The sequence below is a fragment of the Actinomadura montaniterrae genome (genome assembly GCF_008923365.1).
GTDB classification, from domain to species: domain Bacteria; phylum Actinomycetota; class Actinomycetes; order Streptosporangiales; family Streptosporangiaceae; genus Spirillospora; species Spirillospora montaniterrae.
Window position 1 is genome coordinate 1 of record NZ_WBMR01000382.1, and the last position, 5,520, is coordinate 5,520.

The following is a 5,520-nucleotide window of genomic DNA, read 5'->3' on the forward strand; positions in this document are numbered from 1 at the left end:
CCCGCGCTCGACGCCGCGCAGGCCGCCGAACGCGCCGCGCGCCTGCTCGGCCACCTGCGCGACCTCGCGCGGTCCCGGCGGCGGCCGTCCCGGGACCTCGCCGAGCACGAGCAGGTCCACTGGCTCGCCGACCTGCCCGGCGACGTGTACGTCGAGACCGACGCCGGCCCCGGCGACGTGCTGTTCAGCGTGCCCGTCATCCCGCTGACGCCGCCCGCGGTGCTGGAGGAGTTCGACGGCTGGCTCGGCCTGCGGCACTGGTACCGGATCCTGCGCGACCTCGCCGACCACGACGTCGTCCTCGCCACCGGCCTGTTCGCCTGGCGGCCGCCGGGCGCGCCGCCCGTCCACGACCACCTCCTCGGCACCCCCGTCCGGATCGCGCTGGACGAGCGCACCGAGCGCATCGACGTCGTCCTCGCCGGGCGCACCGCGCTGCGCGACCGCGAACTCCTCGCGGGCACGCCCGGGTTCCGGCCCGCCGACTGGGTGTCCGACGCCGTCCAGGCCGGGCAGGGGTTCGGGCTCACCGCCTCCGTCGGCGACGTGCTGCGCAAATGGTGCGCGACCGCGATCAGCGGCACCGTCGACTACCGGGAGGACTGGGCCGCCGAGGGCAGCCCCACGCCCGTCCCGCGGCTCCGGCTCGCGCCCGCCCTCGTCGTCCGGCCGCCCGGCCGGGAGGCCGCCGCCGACTACTGCACCCGGCTGATCGGCCTGCTGTCCGGCGGCGTCCCCGACGGGCTCGCCCGGTTCGTCGACCCCGCCCGCCGCCCGCAGGTCATGCACGTGCCCGAACGGACCCCGCAGACCGTCCCCGACCTGCTCACCGGGTTGCTGGTGCGCGGCCACCGGGTCCTCGTCGCGACGTCCGGCGCGTCCGCGTCCGCCGCGCTGCGCGCCGCCCTCCCCGCCGACCTCGCCCCCCTCACCGTCGCCGACCCCGCCACCGCCGCGGAGGCCGCCGACGCCGTCCGCGCGCGCGCCGCCGCACCCGTCCCCGACATCACCGACCTCGCCGAGAAGCAGGCGCAGGCCGAGCAGGACGTCGCCGAACTGACCGAGCATCTGCGCAGCGGATCCGTCGCCGACCTCGGATCCGGCTACCGGGGCGCGCGCGGGGAACTCGCCGAGCGGCTCCGCGCCGAAGCGCCCGGACTGTCCTGGATGCCCGTCGCCCCCGACCTCCCGCCGACCCCGCCGATCTCCGCCGCCGAGGCCGCCGAACTCGCCGCGCTCCTCGCCGGCGAGACCCCCGAGCGCAAGGCCCGCGCCGCCCAGCGCGACGTCGACCCCGGCACCCTCCCCAGCGCCCCCTACGTCCGCACCCTCATCGAGGCGGAGGCCGCCGCCGCCGACCGCGTCCAGCGGTCCGAGACCGACCTGTCGCGCCGCCTGCGCGCCCACGACGTCACCCTCCTCGCCCGCCTCGACGGCGCCGCGTCCAACGTCGGCGCCGCCCTGCGCGACCTCGGCCTCGCCGGCCACCCCGGCGGCTGGAACCCCGCCGACCTCGCCGTCCGCGCGTTCGCCGACGCCCTCGCCCGCCGCCGCCCGCTCGTCTGGGCCCGGGTCGCCGAGATGGGCGCCCGCGCCGCCTGGGCCGAACGCGCCCTGGAGAGCCTGGGCGCCCACCAGGTCCGCCTCCCGCCCGGCGAGCTGCACCTGCGCCGCCTCGCGTCCGCCGCCCAGGACCTGCGCAACCACCTCGCCGACGGCGGCACCCTCAAGCGCGGGCCGCTGCGGTCGGCCGCGCAGAAGCAGGCCGACGCGCTCCTCGCCGGCATCACCGTCGACGGCGAGCCGCCCGCCACCGCCGAGGCCCTCGAAGCGGTCTTCACCGACCTCATGATCCGGATGACCTGCCAGGAGCTGCAGTACGTCTGGGAGGCCGCCGGCATCTCCTTCCCCGCCGACCTCCCGCCCGCCGACCGCGTCGCCCGGTTCGTCCGCGCGCACGCCCGGCTCGACCGCGTCCACCAGGCCGTCCCGTACGTCGACGAGACCCAGGACCTCCTCGACCGCGCCGGCATCGCCGTCCAGCTCGGCCATCCGCTGCAGTGGCACGGCTACGTCGCCGCGCTGGAGAGCGCCCTCGAGGGCCTCGGGGTCAACCGCGCCGCCGCCGACCTCGACGCGCTCCGCGACTCCATCGGCCCGGCCGGGCCCGGCGCGCCGCCCGAGCTCACCGCCGCCCGCGCCGCCATCGACGCCCGCGACGCCGACGCCTACGGCCGCTGCCTCGGCGCCCTCGCCGAGGCCCGCCACGAGCGCGCCCTCCAGCTGCGCTGCGAGGAACTGCTCGACCGCGTCCGCGCCGTCCACCCCGACCTCGCCCACCTGCTCCTCGCCACCGACGGCGACGAGGCCTGGCACGACCGCACCCGCCACTGGGACGACGCGTGGGCCTGGGCCCGCGCGTCCGGGCGCCTCGCCGAGACCGCCCTCTCCCCGACGGAGCAGCGCCTCCGCGCGTCCCTGAACGCCGCCGAGGAGCGCCTCCGCGCCTCCACCGCCGCGCTCGCCTCCGCCCGCGCCTGGACGGCCGTCCGCGCGGCCCTGCCCCCGGCGTCCGCCTCGCCGCTCGACACCGTCCCCGCGTGGCTCGTCCCGCTGTGGCGCATCCCCGACGTCGTCCCGCCCCGCCCGGACGCCTTCGACGCCGTCATCGTGGACGGCGAGCAGGACGCGGGCGCCGAGGCGCTCTTCCTGCTCTGGTTCGCGCCCCGCACCATCCTCGTCGGCCCGGCGGGTCCCGGCCTGCCCGCACCGGAGGGCCCGCTGCCCGCGACCCCGCTGCCCGCGTCCCTCCACGACACCGTCACCCCGACCGCGTCGCTGTTCGGCCTGCTGGCGCCCCCTTCCGAACCGGAGCAGCACCCCGGCCGCCACGCCCGTCCCAAGGACGACGCCCCCAGCGTCCCCGCGGCCCCTCCGCCACCCGCCCGCCACGCCCGCCCCGCCCCCGAGGAGCGCCCCGCTGTCCGCGAGGAGCGCCCTGCCCCGCGCGAGGAGAGTCCGGCGGGTGCGGCTGGTCCCGGGCGCAGCCACGATCCGCTTCAGACGCGGGTGGACCGTGCGCCCAGCGGCCGCTTGCCCGAGCAGCCCGGGCCGCCTGCCGCCGAAAGGCGTCCTGACGTCCGGCAGGAGCGTGCGGCGGGCGAGCGCAAGCCTGAACAGGCGGCGCCGCCTGCGCAAGCGCGGCGTCCCGACGTCCCCGACGGCGGCGCGCATCCTTCGCCGCCCGGGACGGACCGTCCGCGCGGGAAGGGGGAGTCGCCGCGGATCCGGCGGGGGCGGTCGATCGCGACGTACAAGCGCCCCGAGCTGATCGAGATCGTCGCGCGGGTCGCCGAGCACGAGCCCGACCTCAGCGACGACCAGCTCGTCGATCTGGTGAGCCGGCTGCTGGCCTGCCCGGAGGACGAGGCGCTGCTGGTCGGCGCGCGGCTGCGGTACGCGGTGGAGGTCTACCGGGAGGAGTCGGCCGGGTAGCGGCGCTGGCCGGTCAGCGCCCGCGGGAGCCGTAGGCGGGGCCGAAAACCACGAGGAGCGCGAGGTCCTCGGTCCGGTCGCCGGCGCCGGACGGGGTCCAGGCGCCGGCGCCCTCGATGATCTCCATCGGGCGAGCGTAACCGGGGTGGTCAGGCCACCGACAGGACGATCTTTCCCTGGATGTGGCCGCGCTCGCCGCGCTCGTGCGCCTTCGCCGCGTCGGCCAGGTCGTACACGGAGTCGATGCCCGCGCGGAGCGAGCCGTCGGCGAGGAGCGCGGCGAGCTCGGCCATCTGCGCGCCGTCGGAGTGGACCTGGCCGCCGCGGAACCCGATGCCGCGGCGGGCGGCCTCCTCGCGGTGGTAGTCGCCGTGGAACACGGGGCTGATCGTCCCGCCGTCCCTGACGGTCGCGAGGAAGCGGTGGGCGTCCGGGCCGCCGACGGTGTCGATGACGAGGTCGGCGTCGCGGACGGCGTCCTCGGCGGCGGTCGCGGTGTAGTCGACGTACTCGTCGGCGCCGAGGTCGCGGAGGAAGTCCTCGTGCCGGGACGAGGCGACGGCGATGACGTGGGCGCCGCGGGTCTTGGCGAGCTGGACGGCGAAGTGGCCGACCCCGCCGGCGGCGCCGTTGACGAGGACCTTCTGCCCGGCGGGCAGCCGGACGTGGTCGAAGAGGTACTGGTAGGCGGTCAGCCCGGCCATGGGGACGGCGGCGGCCTGGACGTGGTCGACGGACGGGGGCTTGCGGGCGAGGTGCGCGGCGGGCGCGGTCGTGTACTCGGCGTAGGCGCGTCCGCCGTCATCCACGCTGGGGAAGCGGATGAGACCGAAGACCTCGTCGCCGACCGCGAACTCCGTGACGCCGGGGCCGACGGCGGCGACGACGCCGGACGCGTCGGAGCCGGGCGTCCAGGGGAACCGGATGCGCGGGCGGACCCCGGGCGGGAAGAGGTCGTCGGGGAACATCGCGAAGTCGCGGCGGGCGTACCAGTCGGGCGGGTTGAGGCAGGCGGCGTGGACGCGGACGAGGACGTCGCCGGGGCCGGGCTCGGGGACGGGGACCTCGTCCAGGACGAGGACGCCGGGGTCGCCGGGGCCGTGCGCGCGGATCGCCTTCACAGTGAACCTCCGGAAGTAAAGTGGAGCAGTGCTCCGGAATAGTAACCGGAGCAGTGCTCCGATTGTCAACGCCCACTAGGATGCCGGACATGACGCGTGCGCTGCGGGCCGACGCCCAGCGGAACCGGGAGCGCATCCTGGACGTGGCCGCCGAGGTCGTGGCCGAGCAGGGGACCCAGGCGTCGCTGCGCGACATCGCGCGCCGCGCCGAGGTCGGGATGGGCACGCTCTACCGGCACTTCGCGACCCGCGAGGAGCTCCTCGAAGCGCTGCTCGGCGGGCGGTTCGACCGGCTCGCGGAGCGCGCCGCGGCGCTGCGCGGCGCGCACCCGCCCGGGGAGGCGCTGGCCGCGTGGCTGCGCGAGTTCGCCACGGGCCTCGCCGTCTACCGCGGGCTCGCCGCGTCCCTGGTCGCCACGATCGAGGACGACACCACCGCGCTGCACGCCTCGTGCGGGCGCATGCGGGCGGCGGGCGCGGACCTGCTCCGGCGGGCGCAGGAGTCCGGGGACGTCCGCCCGGACGTGGACGAGACCGACGTGTTCGCGCTGCTGGGCGCCGTCGGGTCGATCGCCGACACGGCGCCGTCCCTCGCCGCGCGCCGCGACCACCTGCTGGACCTGGTGATGGACGGGCTCGCCGCGCGGCGCTGAAGTGGGACTTTCCGCCACTCGCCGTATTCGGTCGTGGGTTGTCTGTACAAAGGTCCCTGTGACGGGGTGGGACGAGGACGCGCTGGCGGGGCTCCGGGCGGCGGTGGCGCGCGGCGACGCCCGCGCGGGGCTGGCGCTGCTGGCCGGGCGCCCGCTCGGCCCGGTGCTCCAGTACGCGGGGGACGTGCTGGTCGCGGCGCTCGCCGAGGCCCTCGACGGCGCCGACGCGGCGGCCCGCGCGTGCCGCGAGG

At 77.6% G+C, this 5,520-nt stretch carries 4 protein-coding genes; 3 read left to right on the top strand and 1 reads right to left on the bottom strand.

All coding sequences use genetic code 11. The features are described from left to right. The coding region (locus tag F9B16_RS51995) for a hypothetical protein (RefSeq protein WP_192809383.1) at window positions 1-3,495 on the top strand (3,495 nt) is incomplete at its 5' end. A gap of 149 nt (window positions 3,496-3,644) precedes the next feature. Here F9B16_RS51995 and F9B16_RS48935 read toward each other — a convergent pair. After that, entirely contained in the window at window positions 3,645-4,616 is a 972-nt protein-coding gene (locus tag F9B16_RS48935; RefSeq protein WP_151547102.1) for an NADP-dependent oxidoreductase, read from the bottom strand. Between the two features lie 89 nt (window positions 4,617-4,705). Between F9B16_RS48935 and F9B16_RS48940 the strand changes: the two genes are divergently transcribed. Both F9B16_RS48940 and F9B16_RS48945 read left to right on the top strand, forming a co-directional pair. After that, the gene (locus tag F9B16_RS48940) at window positions 4,706-5,269 is read left to right on the top strand and encodes a TetR/AcrR family transcriptional regulator (RefSeq protein WP_225992651.1); all 564 of its coding nucleotides are present in this window, start codon (window positions 4,706-4,708) and stop codon (window positions 5,267-5,269) included. 58 nt (window positions 5,270-5,327) lie between these two features. Then, a partial coding sequence (locus F9B16_RS48945; protein WP_151547103.1) for a hypothetical protein occupies window positions 5,328-5,520 on the top strand: 193 nt, incomplete at its 3' end.

Coding starts and splice junctions, on each gene's coding strand:
- F9B16_RS48940 (WP_225992651.1), top strand. CDS start 4,706: ATGACGCGTGCGCTGCGGGCCGACGCCCAGCGGAACCGGGAGCGCATC.